Below are 18,910 nucleotides of genomic sequence, written 5' to 3' on the forward strand. Positions count from 1 at the left end.
CAACCGCGCCGAAGCTCTGGGACCTGGCCGTGATCGGCGCAGGCCCGGCCGGCATGGCCGCCGCTGCGACCGCCGCGAAAGCAGGGCTCTCGGTCGTCCTCCTCGACGAGGGCGAGGCCCCCGGCGGCCAGATCTACCGCGACATCGAGACCGCAACGCCCGCGCGACGCAAGGTGCTGGGCCCGGATTACGCGGCGGGCGGCCCGCTGGCCGAAGCCGTGCGCAGCGGCGCCCTGACCTACCTGCCGCGCAGCATGGTCTGGAACATCTCGACCGACCGGGTGCTCGACATCTCGCGTGACGGCGGCTCGACGCAGCTGCGCGCGCAATATGTTCTGGCCGCGACCGGAGCAGTGGAGCGGCCCTGCCCGGTCCCGGGCTGGACCAAGCCCGGCGTGACCACCGTCGGCGCGCTGCAGATCCTGCTGAAATCCGCGGGCATCGTCGAGGAGGACGCCATCCTCGCCGGTTCCGGTCCGCTGCTGTGGCTGGTCGCCAAGCAGATGATCGACGCGGGCATCCGGCCCGTCGCCGTGGTCGACACCACGCCGAAGGGCCGGATGCAGGCCGCGCTGCCGCATCTGGCGGGCGCGCTGCGCGGCCACCGCTACCTGCGCAAGGGGCTGGGGCTGATGCTGGCCGCGCTACGCCAATGTCGCCGCCGCCCTTTCGACCACGCGCGAGGGGCCGGCCACGCCGCCCGCCCGCGCCGAGGTGCTGCGCCACCTGGCCGGCTGAACCCCAACACCAAGAGGGCCGTCAGAGCCCCGACCACACCGACAAGGAGACCGACATGAAATCCGCCTTCCTTCTTTCCCTCTCCGCCGCCGCACTGGCCGCGTCCGGCGCGCTGGCCGACGAGATCCGGGTGCTCAACTGGCAGGGCTACGGCACCGACATCGACTGGGCCGTGAAGGCCTTCGAGGAGGCCACCGGCCATACGGTCGTGCACGAGTACTTCAATTCCGAGCAGGAGATGCTGACCAAGATGCGCACCAATCCCGGCGCCTATGACGTCGTGCTGGTGAACGCCATCTACAACCCGCAGGCTACCGCGGAAGGGCTGCTGTCGCCGATCGACCCGGCCGGACTGGAGAACTTCGTCGGCATTCCGGCCGAGTTCGCCGGCAGCGCGATGCTCAACGAAGGCGGTGCGCTCCATGGCGTGCCCTGGACTTGGGGCGTGACCTCCTTCGCGGTCAACACACAGGCCTTCGACACCGTCCCCGACACGCTGGAGGTGCTCTGGGACCCGGCGCACGAAGGCCGCGTCTCGGTGCGCGACGATGCGGTCGAGGCGATGCAGATCGGCGCCCTGGCGACAGGACAGGACATCAACGACATCCGGGACCTCGAGGCGGTCCGTGCCAAGCTCGAGGCGCTGCTGCCGCAGCTGCGCACCTTCTGGGGCAGCGAAAACGACTGGAACCAGTTCATGGCGGCGGGCGAGTTCGACGTCTCCACCTACTGGTCCGGCTCGGCGGCCCGCTCGGCGGCGATGGGCCTGCCGGTGGAATTCGTGGTGCCGAAGGAAGGCGCGATCGGCTGGCTCGACAGCCTCGCCGTTCCGGCCAGCTCGGAGCACAAGGAAGCTGCACTCCAGTTCATCGACTGGATGATCGACCCGGAATTCTATGTCGGCTGGGATGCCGAGGGCGCGCCGGCCTCTGCCAATGGCGAAGCTGCGGCGGCCCTGGACGAAAGCGCCTTCAACCGCCGCGTCCTGGGCGATCCCGAAGTCGCCGCCCGCGTCCAGTTCCAGGCGCCGATCGACGACGGGACCCGCCGCGAATACCTCGAGATCTGGCAGGCCCTGAAGGCCGTCCAGTAAGCCCGGAAGCGGCACCACTCGGAAACGGAGGCCCGCATGGCAGACCTCGAAACCCCGGCAGAGCGCAGGCGGCTGTTCACCCTGCTCTCCCCGGCCTATCTTTGGCTCACGGTGGCGGTCTTCCTGCCGCTTTCGGCCATGCTGTTCTTCAGCTTCCTTACCGACATGCCGCAGGACGCCCCGGACTGGGGCGTCACCCTAGGCAACTATGCGGAGTTCCTGACGAACCCGACCTATGCCACGCTGCTGCGGAAATCGCTGACCCTGGCCTTCACCGTCACCGGCTTCTGCATCCTGATCGGCTATCCCTGCGCTCTGGTGCTGGCGAAATCGATCAAGGGACGGTCCCGCGAGGCGCTGTTCCTGATGGTCATCCTGCCCTTCTGGTCGAACTCGCTGGTGCGGATCTTCTCCTGGGCAATCGTGCTCCGGGGCAACGGCGTGCTCGAGCGCGCGGTGAACTGGCTTCTGCCCTTCGACGTGCGGCTGAACCTGATGTTCACCACCGACGCGGTGGTTATCGGGCTGGTGCACAGCTACCTGCCCTACGTGATCCTGACCTCGTATCTGGCGCTGCAGGCGGTGGATGACGACCTGATCGACGCGGCCCGCTCGATGGGCGCCTCGAAGCTGACCATCCTGCGCCGCATCCTGCTGCCCTTGTCGCTGCCGGGCCTGCTGGCCGGCGCGGTGCTGGTCTTCGTGCCCGTCGTCGGATCCTTCATGGAGCCGCGCATCCTCGGCGGCCGCATGGGCACCTATTACGGCACGGTGATCGAGGACCAGTTCGTCGCCGTCTACAACTGGCCGCTCGGTGCAGCGCTGTCCTTCATCCTGCTTGCAGTCGTCATCGCCATCCTCGCCGCCGCGAGCCCCGTGCTGAAGAGGGCGCAGACATGACCCGTTCCCCGCTCGTCCTCCTCGGCCGGATCTGGCTGGCGCTGATCCTCGTCTTCCTCTACGCGCCGATCCTCGTCATGGCGGCGATGTCCTTCAACGCCTCGCCCTTCTACCAGCTTCCCTTCGAGTTCTCGACCACCTGGTATGCCAAGATGGCCGGGAACCAGCAGATCATCACCGCCGCCATCCGCTCGGTCCTGATCGCCTGCGCCACCACGGTGGTGGCGACGGTGCTGGGCACCGCCGCCTCGGTCGCGCTCTTCCGCTACGACTTCCCCGGCAAGCGCATCCTGCAGGTGCTGCTGTTCCCGCCGATCGCGATTCCGTGGCTGATCACCGGCACGGCGATGCTGGTCTTCTTCTTCGCCGTCGGCATCGGCCGCGGCACGCCCGCGGTGCTGATCGGCCATGTCGCGCTGGCTCTGCCGTATGTCATCGTCACGGTCTCGGCGCGGCTCTCGAGCTTCGACGTCACGCTGGAGGAGGCCGCGCGCTCGATGGGCGCCGATGCCTGGACGGTGCTGCGCCGCGTCACCCTGCCCTGGATCGCGCCGGGGGTCGTCGCGGGGGCGCTCTTCGCCTTCGCCGTCAGCTTCGACCAGTTCGTGGTCAGCTACTTCCTGTCCGAGCCCGGCGACAGCACCCTGCCGGTGCTGATCTACACCGCGATCCGCAAGGGCTTCACCCCCGAGATCAACGCGATCTCCACCATCATCGTCACCGTCTCCATGGCGGTCATGTTCCTCGCCACCCGCTATTCCAAGTTCGGAGGGTCCCGCTGATGTCCCGCGTCGACGTTGCCAACGTGACCAAGAAATTCGGCCATGCCACCGCGCTGGACGATGTGTCGATCACCTTCGAGGATGGCGGGTTCTTCGCCCTTCTCGGCCCCTCGGGCTCGGGCAAGACCACGCTGCTGCGGACCATCGCCGGGTTCTACTTCCCCGAAAGCGGCACGATCCGGATCGGCGAGCAGAATGTCGAGAAGGTGCCCGTGGAGAAGCGCGACATCGGCATGATGTTCCAGAACTACGCGCTCTTCCCCAACATGACCGTGGCCGACAACGTGGGCTTCGGCCTGCGCGTCCGCAAGGTTCCGGCAGCCGAGGAGAAGCGGCGCATCGCCGAGGCGCTGGAGCTCGTCCAGCTCGGGCATCTGGCGGACCGGCGGCCCTCGCAGCTTTCGGGCGGCCAGCGCCAGCGCGTCGCGCTCGCCCGCGCCATCGTCACCAATCCTAGGGTGCTGCTTCTCGACGAGCCGCTCTCGGCGCTCGACAAGACGCTCAGGGTCGACATGCAGATCGAGCTGAAGCGCATCCAGCGCGAGATCGGCATCACCACCATCTTCGTCACCCATGACCAGGAGGAGGCGCTGACGCTGTCGGACCGGATCGGCATCCTGAAGGACGGGCGCATCGTCCAGGCGGGCCCGCCGCGCGAGGTCTATGACCGGCCGGTCGATGCCTTTGCCGCAGGCTTTCTCGGCGAGGCCAATTGGCTGCCCGAAGCGGCGCTGCCCGGCTTGGCGCTGCCCGGCGCGGCCGCGGGACGCCGCTTCGCCACCCGTCCCGAAATGCTGTCGATCTCGGCCCAAGCACCGGGCGAGGGACGCAATGCGGTGAAAGGCCGGCTGCTGCAGCGGGTCTTCGCCGGGGCGATGGCGACCTGCCTCGTCGATGTCGCGGGCACGCAGTGGAAGCTCGTGGCGCGCGACCGCGACATCCCCGAGCTGCCCGGCGGCGGCGAGGTCTGGCTGAGCTGGGATCCCTCCGACACGCTGGCCGTCCCGGCATGAGCAGCTGGCTGCTCGTCATCGACATGCAGCCGGGCTTCGGCCATCCCGACAGCCCCTGGTGCACGCCGGGCTATGACGCGGTGGCCGGGCGGGTCGGGGCGCTGGTCGAGGCCTATGGCGACCGGGTGCTCTTCACCCGGTTCCAGCCGCCCGGCGAACCGCAGGGCGCCTGGCGGCCCTATTATGACCGCTGGTCCTTCGCAGTGGACCCGGCCCATGCCGGGCTCTGGGACCTGGACCCCCGCTGGCAGGGGCGACCGAGCGTGGCGGGCCAGCGCTTCGCCAAGTGGCGCGAAGCCGCACCGCCCCGCCCTTGCGGTCCGCCGCAAGGCAGGACATCGCCGTTTGCGCTCCGGCAGCGCTTGGTCTTGGAAGTTCCGGAGACCGGCCGCTGATGGAAGCCGCCGCAACCGCAGCCGGCCGGCCGGGGCCCCGCTCCAGGCCGGGGCGCATCCTGCCTGCGGTGCGCAGACCGGCTCAGCGCGCCGGAATCAGCCGGATTTCGCCTTCGCGGACCGCCACCCAGTAGCAGGAGGCCGTCGGTCCCGACAGCGCAGGCGTCAGGCTCTGGCAGTACCGGCCCTCGCCGGTGAAGACCCAGACGCCGCGGAACTGCTCCCCGGCATAGAGGCCCGACACGGTGCCGTCCGGTTCCACCCGGGCGCGGTAGCCGTCGCCCGAGAGCCGTTCGCCGACCACCGCCTCCTGGAAGCGGGCGCCGTCGCGGATCAGTTCGTATCCGGCATTGTCGAGCCCCGCCATGGTCAGCGGGTCGGGCCCCGGCAGATCCGCCGTGCAGGCGCCGAGACAGAGGCAGAGGAGGACGAGTTCTAGACGGGACATGGGCAGGAGCTAAGCGTCACAGTGTTTCTCCGTGGTTAACGTGGGACTTTGACGGCACGGTTCCGGGGAAGTAACGCGGAACCGGAACGGAGGGTCCCTGATGAGCTACGAATACCACGTCATCCCCGCACCCGAGCGCGGCCAGAAGGCCAGGGGCGCCAAGACGCCCGATGCCCGCTATGCCGCAGCGCTGGCCGAGGTGCTGAACGCGCAATCGTCCGAGGGCTGGGAGTTCCAGCGCGCCGAAGTGCTGCCCAGCCAGGAAAAGCAGGGCCTGACCGGCAGCCGCACGGTCTATGTCAACGTGCTGATCTTCCGCCGCCCTGCCGCGGGGACCGCCCCTGCGGCCCTGCCGGAGAGCCCCGGCGCGGACTGATCCCTGCCCGCCCTGCGCCGCGCTCAGGCCCGGATCTCGAGCGCGAGCGCGTGGATCGCGCCCATGAGGTCCTTGCCCAGGGCCTTGTGAATCGCCCGCTCGCGACCGACGCGCGTCATCTCGCCGAAGGCGGGCGCGGCGATGGCAACGCGGAAATGGCTCTCGCCCGAGCCATCATCCCCGGCATGGCCTGCATGCATGTGGCTTTCGTTGACGACGGTCAGCTCGACCGGCTCGAAGGCCTCCGTCAGACGCGCCCGAATCTGGTCCGCAATACCCATTTTTTGTTCCTGCCCCTCTTCCGCTCGGCGAATTAAACGCTAGAATTCCCGCCTGTTTCGAATTGCTACCGTGCTGTGGTCCTAAAGAAAAGGTGACTCTGATGGCCAAGGAAGATCCCTTCGGGTTCGACATGTCCGTGTCTTCCGCCAAGAAGAAGCGCGTCCGGGGCCGCCGCGGCATGTCCGGCGCCTTCGACACCTCGCAGCGCGTCTGCGAGCACGAGGGCTGCGAGGAAGCCGGCAAATACCGCGCGCCGAAGAGCCCCGACGCGCTCGACGATTTCTTCTGGTTCTGCAAGGACCATGTCCGCGAATACAACCTGAAGTGGAACTTCTTCAACGGCACGACCGAAGCCGAGATGAACCAGCAGATGGAGCAGGACAAGGTCTGGGGCCGCGAGACCAAGCCGTTCCGCAAGACCGTCGAGGAACGCGCCTGGGCGCGGCTCGGGATCGACGACGCGCATCAGGTGCTGGGCGAGAACGCCACGCGCAACCCCGGCAAGGGCGATCCGTCCTCGGGCACCCGCCGCCTGCCGCCGACCGAGCGCCGGGCGCTGGAGATCCTCGAAGCCAAGGACACTTGGACCAAGGTCGAGATCCGCAAGCAGTACAAGTCGCTGATCAAGGTTCTGCACCCCGACATGAACGGCGGCGACCGCTCCGACGAGGAACGGCTGCAGGAAGTCGTCTGGGCCTGGGACCAGATCAAGGAGAGCCGCAGCTTCCGCTGACGGCCTCCGGCACCGCCGCGCAGCTCCACAGCGCGGCGGGCAGGTCCAGCCGCAGCGCACCGGTTGCGCGCGGCAGGTACACCGTTTTCGAATATCCGGCGAAGGGAATCGTCAGCCCGTCCGAGAAGGCAACCGCCGTGACCGGGACATGGATGCGCGTCCCCGACCCCGCCTGGCCGGTCGCCTGCGCGTCAACCTCGATCTCTCCCTTCAGATGCACCATGGCGACATGCAGCGCCCGCATGCGGACCAGCATGCCCGTGGCGGCGCTGGCCAGCCCGGCCGGTGCGGCGAACGCCGTGTTGCGGTCGGTGACCGGCGCGCCGCCCATCGCGCCGAGCGGGCCGAGCACCGGCGCAAGGTCATGGGCGTGCTGCACCACCAGGCCGATCGCGGCGCCGAGCTTGCGGCCCTGCCCGGCAAGCTCGGCGGGAAACATCGGCCGGAGCGCGGGGTCGGTGCGGAAAAGCTCGGCGTAGAAATCGGCGGCCAAGCCGGGCGCGTCCTGGGCAAGCACCTCCCAGGTGGCGCGGATTTCGCGGATATCGTCTTGGCTCAGGGCCATCGTGGCATCCTCCAATTGCTGATGGTGCCACCATGGGTCCTGCGCTTTTCCGGCTTGTGTCCGGATGCCGGGGCCGGGGTTTCATTTGTTTCAGCCCCGCGGCGGGCCGCCCGGCTCCGGGGGCGGACGCTTGCCGGACGGCCTGCGGCGCGGGCCAGCTGGACCGCAAGGAGCGGCGGTGCGCGCAAATCCAAGGGGCTGCACCTGGCAAATCCAGCATGCCGGCTGCGCAGCATGGGCAGCCTCCCAAGACGGCGCGCGTGACGGCCAGCTGGACAAGCTGTTATCGGGCGCTGCGGCAGGGAGGGTCTCTGGCCGTCCGGTTCGATCCTTCCCTGCCGCGGCACGCCGCACTGTCCGGCCGACGTGGCCGCCAGCAGTCCCATGGCGACGCTGCGATCCAGTCGGCCTCGCCCTCGAGGGCCTCTTTGGCCTGCCGCTCCGCCAGATCGATCCAGCGTAGCGCCACATCGGCCCGCCCGTGGCGAACGGCTTCTTGGAAAGTCTGCCGGCTCTGTCCTGGCTGGGTTGGTGCGTCCGGGACTTCAGCCCCCTGTCCCGGCGCCAGATGACCTTGGACAGGGCCATTCCAAATGGGCCTTTGCATCTGCTGGGGGACAATGGGGCATCGACGGGGCATTGTTGCAGACGTCAGCGTCGGGACAGGATGCCCCTTTTCCCAGCTGGGCTAAGGTCATGCGTTCGATCTCGGCAGTGCGGGGGCGTCGAGACGGTTCAAGACTGGACGGCACGCGTCCTCGGTCGGATCGCAGCCGCGAATGATGCGGGTGCGGATGTGGATCTTGGCGGTCTGGCGGTCGGGGTCCCTCGGAGCGATCCGTTCTCCGAAGGACCTGAGGCCTTTCCTCCCGGCGCCGCTCCGGCTGCGGACATGGTCGCCGGACCATCGCTTGCCGAACGAGCCGGAACCGTAGCGCCAGTGGCACCGTCGAGATCGAACGCGGCCGAGGCGCCCGCAAGATGTCGCTGCGGGCCAGGGCGGCGGGGCGGTCCTCCTTCCGGAAACGCCCGCTCCTGCGGATGGGAGTGCCGCCGCGCGCCGGGATCGCCGAGTGGCACCGGCGGGTGCCGGAGGCAGCGGTGGCTGCCGCGCGGATCGCGGCGATGTTCCGGCCATAGACCTCCGGGCTGTCCACCGAGCCGCCGCGGAACACGGCGGAGCCCGCCACCAGCACATCGGCCCCGGCCTCCGCCAGCAGCGGCGCGGTGACGGGATCGACGCCGCCGTCGATCTCGATCTCGACCGGGCGGTCGCCGATCATCTGGCGCAGCCGCCGGACCTTGCCGGTCATGTCGATGAATTTCTGGCCGCCGAAGCCGGGATTGACGGTCATCACGCAGACAAGGTCGCAGAGCTCCAGCAGATGCTCGGCCGCCTCGGCCGGCGTGCCGGGATTGAGCGCGAGCCCGGCCTTCATTCCGGCAGCGCGGATCGCCTGCAGCGTCCGGTGCGGATGCGGCCCGGCCTCGACATGCGCGGTCAGCACATCTGCCCCGGCCTCGGCATAGGCATCGATATAGGCGTCCACCGGCGAGATCATCAGATGGACATCCATCACGGTCGTCACATGCGGGCGGAAGGCCTTCACCGCAGGCGGGCCGAAGGTCAGGTTCGGGACGAAATGCCCGTCCATCACGTCGACATGGACCCAGTCGGCGCCCTGCGCCTCGATGGCGCGGATTTCCGCGCCGAAATTGGCGAAGTCGGCGGACAGGATGGAGGGGGCGATCTTGATGGTCATGGCGGTCTCCTCATTCGGCCGCTTGCGCCATGCGGGCACGGTCGGTGGCAAGCCCGCCGCGGAACACCCGGCTGGCGCGCAGGTCGGTCTCGGTGATGGTGCTGAGCTCCTCTGCGCCGAGCGGGCCCCTGGCTTCGCTGAACAGCCGGTTCGCTTGGCGCAGCCGCGCGCGGTCGAGCGCGTTCCTGATCGAGCGGGCATTGGCGAAATGCGGCTGGTGGCGGCGATGCGCGATATACTCGGCCATGGCGGCGCGGGCCTCCGGCGCAAAGGCGTAGTTCTGCTCGCCCAACATGATCTCGGAGATGCGCAGCAGCTCGTCGTCGGAATAGTCCGGGAACTCGATATGGTGGGCGATGCGGGAGCGGAATCCGGGATTGCTTTCGAAGAACCGGTCCATCCGGTCGGCATAGCCGGCGAGGATCACCACCAAGTCGTCTCGGTTGTTCTCCATCACCTGCAGCAGGATCTCGATCGCCTCCTGGCCGTAGTCGCGCTCGTTCTCGGGACGGTAGAGGTAATAGGCCTCGTCGATGAAGAGCACGCCGCCCATCGCCTTCTTCAGAACTTCCTTGGTCTTCGGCGCGGTATGGCCGATATACTGGCCGACGAGGTCGTCGCGGGTGACGGTGACCAGGTGGCCCTTGCGGACATAGCCGAGCCGGTGCAGCAGGCTCGCCATTTTCAGCGCGACCGTGGTCTTGCCGGTGCCGGGATTGCCGGTGAAGGACATGTGCAGGGTGGGCATCTCGGTCGCCAGCCCCATCTGCCGCCGCGCCTGGTCGACCAGCAGCAGCGCGGCGGTCTCGCGGATGCGGGATTTCACCGGGGCGAGGCCGATCATCTCCTCGTCGAGCTCGCGCAGCACGTCGCCCGTGCCGCTGTCCTCGAAGGCGCGGGCCAGGTCGACGGTCTCGGGGCGGGGGGCGGGGTCGTCTGCGGTCTCGGTCATCGGTCTGCCTCGCAGGGTCTCGGGGGAAAGGGGGACCGCAGCCGCGCGGGCTGCGGTCCTTGGGACGGGGGCCGGTCCCCGGGGGAGCGTGAGGGGGAACCGGACCGGCAGCCGCCACTGGGACTGGAGGACGGACAGCTGCCGCGGGCGGGAGCCCGCCCCGGCGCAAGGGATCAGGCGTAGCGCGCCCCCTCGGGGCGGTCGGCCGAATAGCTCTGGATCGTGTAGCGCACGGTCCGTCCTTCGCCTTCCTGGCGGACCAGGCGGAAGCCGGGTTCCTCCTTGGGGCGGTTGACGATGAAGGACATGCGGATCGACTCCCATCCCGGGGAGGCGTCGAAGGCGATGACGCGGATGTATTTCCCGCCATGCTCCTTGCGGCATTCGTTGACCTCGTAGACCACCGCGGCGGCGTCCGGGTTGTCGAACATCGGGTGGCCCCACATCTCCCAGTAGGTGTTGCGGGGATGCGGATCGTCGGTCCATTCGACCGAGACGGCCCAGCCCTTGTCGATGGCGTATTGGGCCTGGAGGCGGATGTCCTCGTCGGTGAAATCCGGCAGGAAGCTGAAGGTGCCCTGGGTGAGGCGCATGGGGATTCTCCTTTGGAAACGGGGGAGGCGCCGGGTCTGCGCCCGGCGCGGGACAGGGCTCAGGCGGACACTTCGGGCGTGGGCGCGAAGTCCGGCGCGTCGGTGGAGGCGTAGTCGAAGGTCACGTCCTTCCAGGTGTCGAGCGCCTGCTTCAGGGGCGTGCAGGTCTTGGCCGCATCGCGCAGGATGTCCTCGCCCTCGTTCCAGATGTCGCGGCCGGCATTGCGGGCATAGACCATCGCCTCCAGCGCCACGCGGTTCGCCGTGGCGCCTGCCGCGATGCCATGCGGATGGCCGATCGTGCCGCCGCCGAACTGCAGCACCACGTCTTCGCCCAGATAGGTCAGCAGCTGGTGCATCTGGCCCGCATGGATGCCGCCCGAGGCGACCGGCATCATCTTGTTGAGGCTGGCCCAGTCCTGGTCGAAGAAGATGCCGTTCTCCAGCGCCATCGGGTTATGTTCCTCGCGGAAGATGTCGTAATAGCCCTTGGTGGTGGCGGGATCGCCCTCGAGCTTGCCCACGACCGTGCCGGCATGGAGATGGTCGACGCCGGCAAGCCGCATCCACTTGGCGATGACGCGGAAGCTGACGCCGTGGCTGCGCTGGCGGGTATAGGTGGAATGGCCCGCGCGGTGCAGGTGCAGGATCATGTCATTGTCGCGCGCCCATTTCGCCATCGACTGGATCGCGGTGTAGCCGATCACCAGGTCGATCATGACGATGCAGGAGCCGAGCGACTTGGCGAACTCGGCGCGGGCGTACATCTCCTCCATCGTGCCGGCGGTGACGTTCAGGTAGGTGCCCTTGACCTCGCCGGTCGCCGCCGAGGCGCGGTTGACGGCCTCCATGCAGTAGAGGAAGCGGTCGCGCCAATGCATGAAGGGCTGCGAGTTGATGTTCTCGTCATCCTTGGTGAAGTCGAGCCCGCCCTTCAGCGCCTCGTAGACCACGCGGCCGTAGTTGCGGCCCGAAAGCCCCAGCTTCGGCTTGACCGTGGCACCGAGGAGCGGACGGCCATAGCAGTTGAGACGCTCGCGCTCCACCACGATGCCGGTCGCCGGGCCCTGGAAGGTCTTCACATAGGCGGTCGGCAGGCGCATGTCCTCGAGGCGCAGGGCCTTCAGCGGCTTGAAGCCGAAGACATTGCCGATGATCGAGGCAGTGAGGTTGGCGATGCTGCCCGGCTCGAACAGGTCGAGGTCATAGGCGATATAGGCGAAGAACTCGCCCGGCGCGTTCGGCACGGGATCGACGCGGTAGGCCTTGGCGCGGTACTTGTCGCAATTGGTCAGCCGGTCGGTCCAGACCACGGTCCAGGTCGCGGTGGAGCTTTCGCCCGCCACGGCCGCGGCGGCCTCGATCTCGTCCACCCCGTCCTGCGGCGTGATCCGGAAGAGCGCGATCACGTCGGTGTCCTTCGGCGTGTAGTCCGGCTCCCAATAGCCCATCTGGGCGTATTTCATGACGCCGGCGGCATAGCGCTTCTTGCCGTCGGTGACGGTCTGGGGGCTCATGTCGTTCATCTCGGGGTTCCTCCCTTGGAAATCAGGCTGCTTTCTGGGCTGTGATGCGGGGGTCCAGCGCCCCGCTTGCGTATCGCTTGGCCATCTCGTCCATCGAGACGGGCTTGATTGTCTTCGCGTGCCCGGCGGTGCCGAAGCGTTCGAACCGGTCGCGGCAGAGCGCCTCCAGCTCCTTCATCGCCGGGATCAGGAACTTGCGCGGGTCGAACTCGGCGGGCCGTTCCTGCGCGACCTTGCGGAACTGCCCGGTCATCGCCATCCGGCAGTCGGTGTCGATGTTCACCTTGCGCACGCCCATGCGGATGCCCTTTTCGATCTCTTCGACGGGCACGCCGTAGGTCTGGGGCATCTCGCCGCCATTGGCGTTGATCAGGTCCTGCAGCTCCTGCGGGACCGAACTGCTGCCATGCATCACCAGATGCGTGTCGGGCAGCTTCTCGTGGATCGCGGCGATGGTGGACATGGCGAGGATCTCGCCGTCGGGCTTCCTCGTGAACTTGTAGGCGCCGTGCGAGGTACCGCAGGCAATGGCCAGCGCGTCGCAGCGGGTGGCCATCACGAACTCGACGGCCTGCTCCGGATCGGTCAGCAGCTGGTCATGGCTCAGCTTGCCGACCGCGCCCGATCCGTCCTCCTCGCCCGCCTCGCCGGTTTCCAGAGAGCCCAGCACGCCCAGCTCGCCCTCGACCGAGGCGCCGACCGCATGGGCGGCAACCGTCACGCGCCGGGTGATCTCCACATTGTACGCGTAGGAGGCCGGGGTCTTCATGTCCGCCTCCAGCGAGCCGTCCATCATCACCGAGGTGAAGCCGTGGCGGATCGCCGAAAGGCAGGTCGCGTCGTTGTTGCCGTGATCCTGATGCAGGACGACGGGGATGTCCGGGTTCATCTCCGCCAGCGCCGTCACCATGTGGCGCAGCATGATGTCGCCCGCGTAGCTGCGCGCGCCGCGGCTGGCCTGCAGGATCACCGGCGCCTCGCAGGCGGCGGCCGCGGCCATGATGGCGAGGCCCTGTTCCATGTTGTTGATGTTGAAGGCCGGAACGCCGTAGCCGTGCTCGGCCGCGTGATCCAGCAATTGCCTCAGCGTGATTAGTGCCATCTGGGGTCCTCCCTCATGCAGCCCGGTCGGCGGTCTTCAGCGCCGCGATCCCGGGCAGATCCCTGCCTTCCAGCCATTCGAGGAAGGCGCCTCCGGCGGTGGAGACATAGGTGAATGCGTCCGTGGCCCTGGCCGCGTTCAGCGCCGCGACCGTGTCGCCGCCGCCTGCCACCGTGACCGCGCGGCCCGCCCTGGTCAGCGCTCGTGAATCACCGCCTCCCCCTCCACGGCCACCCCGGCATGGCCGGACAGTTCGGACGCCGGCACAAGCTCGGGGTCGTCATGGCAGACCGCCACCAGCACCTGTCCCGGCGCCCAGAGGCTCCGGGCATCGAAAACCCGGCGGGCGCGCTCGAAGGTGCTGCCGATCAGCGCGCAATCGCCGCGGTGACGCAGGGCGGCCAGCCGCCTCGCTGGCAGGTCTCGGATCGTGACATCGTACATTCCGGGCACTCCGGTCGGACAGGCGCGGTTCCCCCCGGTTCCTGCGGCCCGTCCGCCGCCATGGCCAGCGCCGGCGGGGCGAGACGCCGGGATGGCATGGCGGCTGCATCCGCGCCCGCCCGTGCTGCCCGAATTTTCTGCAGCTGCCCAATTCCCGGACCCGCCGCAACCGCGCTGGCGAGTTGCGTTTCCCTGCATCCGGCTCCATATAGCCCACCGGAACAGACGGAGCCCACGGATGCAGAGCTATCTCGATTTCGAAAAACCCCTGGCCGAGATCGAAGGCAAGGCGGAGGAGCTGCGCGCGCTGGCGCGGGGCTCGGAAGAGATCGAAGTCGAGCGCGAGGCAGAGGCGCTCGACCAGAAGGCCAAGGCGCTTCTGGTGTCGCTCTACAAGGACCTCTCGCCCTGGCGCAAATGCCAGGTCGCGCGCCATCCGAACCGGCCGCATTGCAAGGACTACATCTCCGCGCTCTTCACCGAGTTCACGCCGCTTGCCGGCGACCGCGGCTTCTCCGACGACGCCGCGGTGATGGGCGGGCTGGCGCGGTTCAACGACCGCCCGGTCGTGGTGCTGGGCCACGAGAAGGGCCATGACACCGCCAGCCGCCTCGACCGCAATTTCGGCATGGCCCGCCCCGAGGGCTACCGCAAGGCCGTGCGGCTGATGGACATGGCCGACCGCTTCGGCCTGCCGGTGATCACCCTCGTCGACACGCCCGGCGCCTATCCGGGCAAGGGCGCCGAGGAACGCGGCCAGTCCGAGGCGATCGCGCGCGCAACCGAGAAATGCCTCGGCATCGGCGTGCCGCTGGTCTCGGTGGTGATCGGCGAAGGCGGCTCGGGCGGCGCGGTGGGTCTCGCCGCGGGCAACCGCGTGGCGATGCTGGAACATTCGGTCTATTCGGTGATCTCGCCCGAAGGCTGCGCCTCGATCCTGTGGAAGGATGCCGGCAAGATGCGCGAAGCCGCCGAGGCGCTGCGCCTGACCGCGCAGGACCTGCTTCAGCTCGGCGTGGTCGACCGGGTGATCGCCGAACCGCTCGGCGGCGCGCAGCGGGCGCCGGACGTGGCCATGGAAAATGTCGGCCAGGCGATCGAGACGATGCTGGGCGAGCTCGCGGGCCTCGACCGCAAGGCGCTGGTCGCCGACCGGCGGAAGAAGTTCCTCGAGATGGGCCGCATCGCGCTGCCCGAGCCGAGTTCCTTCATCCCCAGCCATTTCCCGGGCCGCGACCGCGGCTGACCCCGGCAGACCGCTAAGATTCTAGGCACTATTCCGGCGGTCCTGCCGCCGGACTGCCCTATCCTGCCGCCGGAGCGCCCCGGAGGACAGGAGGTCGGGCATGGGATGGCGGATCGCAGCGGCGGCGCTGCTGCTTGCGGGCTGCAGCGGCAGCATGCAAGGCGTCACCCGGGGCGGCGGCACGCCTGTGCAAGTCTCCTACCGGCAGCATTTCGACACCGGCCGCATCGCGGCGGTGATCGACGGCGAAGAGTTCCGCGGACGCCCCGCCCTTGCAGCGGCCGGAGACGGAAGCGGCAGGGCCGCCTTGGACCCGCTTATCTCGGACTTCTTCCTCGGCACCACCTACGCCACCTCGCCGTCGGGGGCGTTCACGGCCCTGCTGCGCGGCGACCGCGGCAACCGCCTCGCCTGCGACCTGAGCTACAGGGACCGCTCGGGCTACGTTCCCTCGGGCGGAACCGGGGTCTGCCGCCACAGTGACGGGAGGATCATCGACATCTCCTGGTGACCGCGGGAAAGCCGGTCCCCGTCACGCCGGACCGGACAGGCAGCGGCCAGAAGCTACGGCGCCGTCCTGCCCAGCAACGCACCCGACACAGCCGGCGCGGATGCGCCCAAGGAGAATGCGGCAGCCGCAGCCTCACTTGAGGGACCGCCGAGCGGGCGATGTCCAGAGGCAGACCCGGGACCTGCCGCCGCAACGGCGGGCGGGCCGTCGCCATCTTGCCGGTGACCGCCCCGGGGCGCAGCCCCCGCCCGGCGCATCCCCTTGGCCGGAAACGCCGGAAATGCCGCAAGCCAGCGGCGCCTGCACCGCAATGCAGTGGTCGATGAGCCGCGCCGGATCTGGCAGCCGTTCCGCCCCCTTCGCTGGAACCGGACGCCCGCTCGGCACTGTCGGCTCATTGCGCCCGAGAGACATGCTCCCCCTTGCGACGGCCTGCACGGCGCCCGGCCCGTCAGCGGCCTGTCCGGAGGCAGACCCGACCCCTGCCGCCGCAACGGCGGCGCCCCTTCGGCATTTCCCCGATGACCGCCGCCGCGATCAAGACCCGCCCGGCGTGTCCTCCTGGCCGAAAACACCGAGAATGCCGCGGGCCAGCCGCTCCTGCACCGCGTCGCCATGGGCGATGACCCGCTCCAGCGGACACGATCATCGATGCCCTCCCGCCCTTGCCCCTGGCGGCCAGGCAGTCGATCACTTTCGACCGAGGGTTCGAGATGGCTTCGTTGCGCGAACTCGGCACCGGCATGGGCACGGAAACTTGGTTCTGCGACCCGCAGGCACCGTGGCAGAAGGGCCAGGTCGAGACCCTGAACCGCCGACGCGCCGCTACCTGCCCGGCGACACCCCGGTGTCGGCGGTCCCGAACCGATCCATGAGGTCGATCTGCGACCGCCTCAACGCCACGCCGGGGACGTGCCCCGGCTGCCGGACGCCGGCCGAGGTGTACCGCGAGGAACGCGCCAGGCTGATCTGAGCCAAGACCGGTGTCGCAACCGGGTTGGAACTCACCAGGGGTGCGTGCCACCTTGAAGAGCGTCTCCTCCTGGAAGCCAATGAGTTATCCGATGAGCAAAACCGGCATGGGACCGGTCTGCAGACATGGTTCAGCGATCCGTCCCCGCCCGGGCAGACGGGAACGGCCGGGACGGCCAGCCGGCGCGCGAAAAGGTGGCTGCCGGAGACACGCGGCATCCCGGCAGCCGGTGGCCATGATTTGGAGAGGAGTGCCGGCCGCCTCGGCGCCACGCCCCGGAATTGCCCCGGCTGGAAGACACAGGCCGAGGTGTTCCGCGAAAGGATGAGGGACGAAACGGGGCGGGACGTCTGCCCTGAACAGCAGGAGCCGCGCTTCAGGCAGCGCTGACCCGTGGCGCCTCCGCCCGGTGGTCGGCGGATTGAGTCCGGCCGTGGCGGTCAAGGACAGGAGTGCCGCAAGCTCCCCGCATGCCGGGGGCGCCGCGGGCCTGCTTGGCGACCGTAGCGGCTGTGACGCCCATATCATTCAATATCAATATGTTGCAGCCGGAGGCCGGACCATGCGCTTTTCCGGACCACGGGCGCAATGCTTCACAATTCCTTTGCCTGCCCGTCACGAAACCGACGCCCTGGCGGCCTAGCAGGACCCGCGACGAAAGAGGTGATGCATGTTGCAGGTCGAAAATCTGACCCGGCGCTTCGGCAGCAGGACGGCCGTGGACCGGGCCAGCTTCCAGGTGGAGAAACCCTCGATGATCGGGATCATCGGACGCTCCGGCGCGGGCAAGTCGACGATGCTGCGGATGCTCAACCGGCTGACCGATGCCAGCGAGGGCCGGATCCTCTATGACGGCACCGAGATAACCGCGCTCGGCGGCGCCGACCGCCGCCGCTGGCAGAGCCGCTGCGCGATGATCTTCCAGCAGTTCAACCTGGTGCCGCGGATGGACGTGGTGTCGAACGTGCTGCACGGCACGCTGAACCGCCGCTCGACGCTGTCCTCCCTGTTCAACCTCTACCCCGAGGCCGACATCCACCGCGCCATCGGCATCCTCGAGCGCCTCGGCATCGCAGAGCACGCGCCGAAGCGCGCCGAGGCCCTCTCGGGCGGCCAGCAGCAGCGCGTCGCCATTGCCCGGGCGCTGATGCAGGATCCCGACATCATCCTCGCCGACGAGCCGATCGCCTCGCTCGACCCGATGAACGCCCAGGTCGTCATGGACACGCTGCGCCGCATCCACGAGGAGGACGGCCGCATGGTGATCGCCAACCTGCACACGCTGGATACCGCGCGGCGCTATTGCGACCGGGTGATCGGCATGCTCGACGGCCGCATCGTCTTCGACGGCACGCCCGCGCAGCTGACCACCGGCGCCGCCCGCGACATCTACGGCGCCGGCGCCGATTTCTCCGAATACGCGACCTCGACCGCGATCGTCACCCCGGCTGCCGCGCTGCGCGAAGCCGAGGCCCTTATCTGACCGTTTCAACCGGCCGCGTCCCGGTCCGGGGCGGCCAACCCAAGGAGAGAGAGAATGAAAGCTCTTGCACTTGCCCTGGCCGCGACCACGGCCCTCGCCTCCGTTGCCTCCGCCCAGGAGATCAGCGAATTCCGCCTCGGCATCCTCGGCGGCGAGAACGCCCAGGACCGCATCGCCAACAACGAATGCCTGGCCGAGCAGATCACCGCCAAGCTCGGCGTGCCGGTCAAGATCTTCGCCCCCGCCGACTACAACGGCGTGATGCAGGGCCTGCTGGGCGGCACCATCGATGCCGCGATCCTCGGCGCCTCGGGCTATGCCGGCGTCTACCTGCAGGACCCCGAAGCGGTCGAGCCGGTGCTGGTCAAGACCAACCTGGACGGCTCCTACGCGTATCATTCCATCGGTTTCGCCCGCAGGGACTCGGGCATCGCCACGCTCGCAGACGCCAAGGGCAAGGTCTTCGGCTTCGGCGATCCGAACTCCACCTCGGGCTACCTGATCCCCTCCGTGGAAATCCCGGCCGGGAATCCCGACATCTCCGCGAATGCGATGCAGGACGGCGCCTCGGACTACTTCGCCGACGTCAAGTTCACCGGCGGCCACGAGCAGACCATTGTCGCGGTCTATAACGGCGACATCGACGCCGGCGTGACCTGGGCCGACGGCCAGGGCGCCTGGGAAGACGGCTACAATTCCGGCGCGCTGCGCAAGGCCGTCGATGCGGGCCTCGTCGACATGAACGACATGGTCGAGATCTGGAAGTCGAAGCCGATCCCCGAAGGCCCGTTCGTCGTCCGCAAGGCGCTGCCCGAGACCGTCAAGGCCGAGGTCACCTCGATCATGGACAACCTCTACGAGACCGATGCCGACTGCGCCTACGGCGTTGCCGCCGGCGACACGCTGGGCTTCAACCCGATCGGCCACGATGCCTACGAGTCGATCATCGCCGTGCGCCGCGCGAAGATCGAGCAGGGCTCCTGATCCGCTGA

20 protein-coding genes and 4 pseudogenes are annotated in these 18,910 nt (G+C 68.6%); 13 read left to right on the forward strand and 11 right to left on the reverse strand.

The window, feature by feature from the left end; translation table 11 throughout:
• From C7T91_RS25905 to C7T91_RS25935, 6 genes are all read left to right on the forward strand, one after another.
• The coding region (locus C7T91_RS25905; protein WP_236638514.1) for an NAD(P)/FAD-dependent oxidoreductase at positions 1 to 797 on the forward strand (797 nt) is incomplete at its 5' end.
• On the forward strand, positions 794 to 1,831 hold the full coding sequence (locus C7T91_RS25915) for an ABC transporter substrate-binding protein (protein WP_108262558.1): 1,038 nt from the start codon (positions 794 to 796) through the stop codon (positions 1,829 to 1,831). The genes C7T91_RS25905 and C7T91_RS25915, both read left to right, overlap by 4 nt.
• A 36-nt stretch (positions 1,832 to 1,867) precedes the next feature.
• Positions 1,868 to 2,731, forward strand: a complete 864-nt coding sequence (locus C7T91_RS25920) for an ABC transporter permease (protein WP_108262561.1) — start codon at positions 1,868 to 1,870, stop codon at positions 2,729 to 2,731.
• The gene (locus C7T91_RS25925; protein WP_108262563.1) at positions 2,728 to 3,513 is read left to right on the forward strand and encodes an ABC transporter permease; all 786 of its coding nucleotides are present in this window, start codon (positions 2,728 to 2,730) and stop codon (positions 3,511 to 3,513) included. Before C7T91_RS25920 ends, C7T91_RS25925 begins: the two co-directional genes overlap by 4 nt.
• A complete protein-coding gene (locus tag C7T91_RS25930; protein ID WP_108262565.1) occupies positions 3,513 to 4,526 on the forward strand; it encodes an ABC transporter ATP-binding protein in 1,014 nt (337 codons plus the stop codon). Before C7T91_RS25925 ends, C7T91_RS25930 begins: the two co-directional genes overlap by 1 nt.
• Complete coding sequence (locus tag C7T91_RS25935; protein ID WP_108262567.1) at positions 4,523 to 4,921, forward strand: cysteine hydrolase family protein; 399 nt, start codon at positions 4,523 to 4,525, stop codon at positions 4,919 to 4,921. The genes C7T91_RS25930 and C7T91_RS25935 overlap by 4 nt, the downstream gene beginning before the upstream one ends.
• 82 nt (positions 4,922 to 5,003) lie before the next feature.
• Here C7T91_RS25935 and C7T91_RS25940 read toward each other — a convergent pair whose 3' ends face one another.
• Complete coding sequence (locus tag C7T91_RS25940; protein ID WP_108262569.1) at positions 5,004 to 5,369, reverse strand: hypothetical protein; 366 nt, start codon at positions 5,367 to 5,369, stop codon at positions 5,004 to 5,006.
• Between the two features lie 100 nt (positions 5,370 to 5,469).
• On the opposite strand from C7T91_RS25940, the gene C7T91_RS25945 reads away from it, so the two are divergent.
• A complete protein-coding gene (locus tag C7T91_RS25945) occupies positions 5,470 to 5,745 on the forward strand; it encodes a DUF4177 domain-containing protein (RefSeq protein ID WP_236638515.1) in 276 nt (91 codons plus the stop codon).
• A gap of 23 nt (positions 5,746 to 5,768) precedes the next feature.
• Here C7T91_RS25945 and C7T91_RS25950 read toward each other — a convergent pair whose 3' ends face one another.
• Positions 5,769 to 6,026, reverse strand: coding sequence for a BolA family protein (locus tag C7T91_RS25950; RefSeq protein ID WP_108262573.1), 258 nt, complete (start codon positions 6,024 to 6,026; stop codon positions 5,769 to 5,771).
• Between the two features lie 101 nt (positions 6,027 to 6,127).
• Here C7T91_RS25950 and C7T91_RS25955 point away from each other — a divergent pair, with 101 nt between their 5' ends.
• A complete protein-coding gene (locus C7T91_RS25955; RefSeq protein WP_108262575.1) occupies positions 6,128 to 6,760 on the forward strand; it encodes a DnaJ domain-containing protein in 633 nt (210 codons plus the stop codon).
• Here C7T91_RS25955 and C7T91_RS25960 read toward each other — a convergent pair.
• From C7T91_RS25960 to C7T91_RS38740, 9 genes and pseudogenes are all read right to left on the reverse strand, one after another.
• A complete protein-coding gene (locus C7T91_RS25960; RefSeq protein WP_108262577.1) occupies positions 6,735 to 7,325 on the reverse strand; it encodes a globin family protein in 591 nt (196 codons plus the stop codon). The two genes, C7T91_RS25955 and C7T91_RS25960, sit on opposite strands and share 26 nt — an antisense overlap.
• Positions 7,326 to 8,019: 694 nt before the next feature.
• A pseudogene (locus C7T91_RS25965) lies at positions 8,020 to 8,422 on the reverse strand (hypothetical protein); the annotation flags it as partial.
• A gap of 6 nt (positions 8,423 to 8,428) precedes the next feature.
• A pseudogene (gene rpe / locus C7T91_RS25970) lies at positions 8,429 to 9,088 on the reverse strand (ribulose-phosphate 3-epimerase); the annotation flags it as partial.
• A gap of 10 nt (positions 9,089 to 9,098) precedes the next feature.
• A complete protein-coding gene (gene cbbX, locus C7T91_RS25975) occupies positions 9,099 to 10,040 on the reverse strand; it encodes a CbbX protein (protein WP_108262579.1) in 942 nt (313 codons plus the stop codon).
• Positions 10,041 to 10,213: 173 nt separating this feature from the next.
• Entirely contained in the window at positions 10,214 to 10,633 is a 420-nt protein-coding gene (locus C7T91_RS25980) for a ribulose bisphosphate carboxylase small subunit (protein ID WP_108262581.1), read from the reverse strand.
• Between the two features lie 59 nt (positions 10,634 to 10,692).
• Positions 10,693 to 12,159 (reverse strand): form I ribulose bisphosphate carboxylase large subunit, encoded by a 1,467-nt coding sequence (locus C7T91_RS25985; RefSeq protein ID WP_201742265.1) that lies wholly within the window; start codon positions 12,157 to 12,159, stop codon positions 10,693 to 10,695.
• A gap of 22 nt (positions 12,160 to 12,181) precedes the next feature.
• The gene (gene fba / locus C7T91_RS25990) at positions 12,182 to 13,261 is read right to left on the reverse strand and encodes a class II fructose-bisphosphate aldolase (RefSeq protein ID WP_108262583.1); all 1,080 of its coding nucleotides are present in this window, start codon (positions 13,259 to 13,261) and stop codon (positions 12,182 to 12,184) included.
• 13 nt (positions 13,262 to 13,274) lie between these two features.
• Positions 13,275 to 13,460 (reverse strand): annotated as a pseudogene (gene pgk / locus C7T91_RS25995) (phosphoglycerate kinase); the annotation flags it as partial.
• A complete protein-coding gene (locus C7T91_RS38740) occupies positions 13,457 to 13,903 on the reverse strand; it encodes a GyrI-like domain-containing protein (RefSeq protein WP_108262585.1) in 447 nt (148 codons plus the stop codon). The gene C7T91_RS38740 and the pseudogene pgk, both read right to left, overlap by 4 nt.
• Positions 13,904 to 13,943: 40 nt before the next feature.
• On the opposite strand from C7T91_RS38740, the gene C7T91_RS26005 reads away from it, so the two are divergent.
• From C7T91_RS26005 to phnD, 5 genes and pseudogenes are all read left to right on the forward strand, one after another.
• Positions 13,944 to 14,951, forward strand: a complete 1,008-nt coding sequence (locus tag C7T91_RS26005; RefSeq protein WP_108262587.1) for an acetyl-CoA carboxylase carboxyltransferase subunit alpha — start codon at positions 13,944 to 13,946, stop codon at positions 14,949 to 14,951.
• A gap of 100 nt (positions 14,952 to 15,051) precedes the next feature.
• Positions 15,052 to 15,462, forward strand: a complete 411-nt coding sequence (locus C7T91_RS26010) for a hypothetical protein (protein WP_108262589.1) — start codon at positions 15,052 to 15,054, stop codon at positions 15,460 to 15,462.
• Positions 15,463 to 16,118: 656 nt separating this feature from the next.
• Positions 16,119 to 16,435 (forward strand): annotated as a pseudogene (locus tag C7T91_RS40470) (IS30 family transposase); the annotation flags it as partial.
• A 670-nt stretch (positions 16,436 to 17,105) separates the two neighbouring features.
• Positions 17,106 to 17,918, forward strand: coding sequence for a phosphonate ABC transporter ATP-binding protein (phnC, locus tag C7T91_RS26020; protein WP_108262593.1), 813 nt, complete (start codon positions 17,106 to 17,108; stop codon positions 17,916 to 17,918).
• 54 nt (positions 17,919 to 17,972) lie between these two features.
• On the forward strand, positions 17,973 to 18,902 hold the full coding sequence (phnD, locus tag C7T91_RS26025) for a phosphonate ABC transporter substrate-binding protein (protein WP_108262595.1): 930 nt from the start codon (positions 17,973 to 17,975) through the stop codon (positions 18,900 to 18,902).
• Positions 18,903 to 18,910 lie beyond the last annotated feature (8 nt).

Origin of the sequence: Mangrovicoccus ximenensis (assembly GCF_003056725.1) — a bacterium.
GTDB lineage: Bacteria > Pseudomonadota > Alphaproteobacteria > Rhodobacterales > Rhodobacteraceae > Mangrovicoccus > Mangrovicoccus ximenensis.

Bases quoted from the DNA above. Each gene is read 5' to 3' on its own strand.
- cbbX (WP_108262579.1), bottom strand. From the start codon at position 10,040: ATGACCGAGACCGCAGACGACCCCGCCCCCCGCCCCGAGACCGTCGAC.
- C7T91_RS38740 (WP_108262585.1), bottom strand. From the start codon at position 13,903: ATGCAGGGAAACGCAACTCGCCAGCGCGGTTGCGGCGGGTCCGGGAAT.
- phnC (WP_108262593.1), top strand. From the start codon at position 17,106: ATGTTGCAGGTCGAAAATCTGACCCGGCGCTTCGGCAGCAGGACGGCC.
- phnD (WP_108262595.1), top strand. From the start codon at position 17,973: ATGAAAGCTCTTGCACTTGCCCTGGCCGCGACCACGGCCCTCGCCTCC.
- C7T91_RS25945 (WP_236638515.1), top strand. From the start codon at position 5,470: ATGAGCTACGAATACCACGTCATCCCCGCACCCGAGCGCGGCCAGAAG.
- C7T91_RS25920 (WP_108262561.1), top strand. From the start codon at position 1,868: ATGGCAGACCTCGAAACCCCGGCAGAGCGCAGGCGGCTGTTCACCCTG.
- C7T91_RS25935 (WP_108262567.1), top strand. From the start codon at position 4,523: ATGAGCAGCTGGCTGCTCGTCATCGACATGCAGCCGGGCTTCGGCCAT.
- C7T91_RS25955 (WP_108262575.1), top strand. From the start codon at position 6,128: ATGGCCAAGGAAGATCCCTTCGGGTTCGACATGTCCGTGTCTTCCGCC.
- C7T91_RS25925 (WP_108262563.1), top strand. From the start codon at position 2,728: ATGACCCGTTCCCCGCTCGTCCTCCTCGGCCGGATCTGGCTGGCGCTG.
- fba (WP_108262583.1), bottom strand. From the start codon at position 13,261: ATGGCACTAATCACGCTGAGGCAATTGCTGGATCACGCGGCCGAGCAC.
- C7T91_RS25960 (WP_108262577.1), bottom strand. From the start codon at position 7,325: ATGGCCCTGAGCCAAGACGATATCCGCGAAATCCGCGCCACCTGGGAG.
- C7T91_RS25940 (WP_108262569.1), bottom strand. From the start codon at position 5,369: ATGTCCCGTCTAGAACTCGTCCTCCTCTGCCTCTGTCTCGGCGCCTGC.
- C7T91_RS25915 (WP_108262558.1), top strand. From the start codon at position 794: ATGAAATCCGCCTTCCTTCTTTCCCTCTCCGCCGCCGCACTGGCCGCG.
- C7T91_RS25950 (WP_108262573.1), bottom strand. From the start codon at position 6,026: ATGGGTATTGCGGACCAGATTCGGGCGCGTCTGACGGAGGCCTTCGAG.
- C7T91_RS25980 (WP_108262581.1), bottom strand. From the start codon at position 10,633: ATGCGCCTCACCCAGGGCACCTTCAGCTTCCTGCCGGATTTCACCGAC.
- C7T91_RS25930 (WP_108262565.1), top strand. From the start codon at position 3,513: ATGTCCCGCGTCGACGTTGCCAACGTGACCAAGAAATTCGGCCATGCC.
- C7T91_RS26005 (WP_108262587.1), top strand. From the start codon at position 13,944: ATGCAGAGCTATCTCGATTTCGAAAAACCCCTGGCCGAGATCGAAGGC.
- C7T91_RS26010 (WP_108262589.1), top strand. From the start codon at position 15,052: ATGGGATGGCGGATCGCAGCGGCGGCGCTGCTGCTTGCGGGCTGCAGC.
- C7T91_RS25985 (WP_201742265.1), bottom strand. From the start codon at position 12,159: ATGAACGACATGAGCCCCCAGACCGTCACCGACGGCAAGAAGCGCTAT.